The 528-nt window shown below is 38.4% G+C and carries 1 protein-coding gene; it reads right to left on the reverse strand.

Annotated elements, in window-relative coordinates:
- On the reverse strand, positions 1-484 hold a 484-nt coding region (locus A5N85_RS13460), incomplete at its 3' end, for an IS630 family transposase (RefSeq protein ID WP_249023985.1).
- Positions 485-528: the final 44 nt, after the last annotated feature.

Genomic DNA, 528 nt, shown 5'->3' on the forward strand with positions numbered 1-528 from the left:
AAAACCCAACCCAAATCCAAAGACAGATAAAAGAATAAAGTATCAATACAATCCATCCGCCATTCTTTGCTATTTGCTTAATCCAAGCCCACATCTTTTCAATGGGATTTAAGTCTGGACTATAAGGGGGTAACCAAACTATCTCATGCCCATGCTCTTCAATGATTGCTTGAATATCACTGCGTTTATGAAAAGCGGCATTGTCCATGACAATTACACTGTTTTTAGGTAACTCAGGTAACAGTGCTTCTCTCATCCAATGAGAGAAAATATCGCTGTTAATAGAACCATCATATAAGCGTAAGGCAAACAATTCTCCATTGATAATGGCTCCAATCGCATTGCTCTGGTTCTTTAAATGCCAGTTATCACTTCCATGACAAACTTGTCCTTTTGTGCTGTAGCCATAAGGTCTATGAGCAAAGGCTTTAAAACCACATTCATCAAGATAGACTATCGGTTTTTCTTGAGCGGTCTTATCCACTATTTGTTCTTGAAAGTGCTCTCTTTTCTCTGTGTCGGTTTTTG

It is taken from the genome of Suttonella ornithocola, assembly GCF_001889065.1.
GTDB lineage: Bacteria > Pseudomonadota > Gammaproteobacteria > Cardiobacteriales > Cardiobacteriaceae > Suttonella_A > Suttonella_A ornithocola.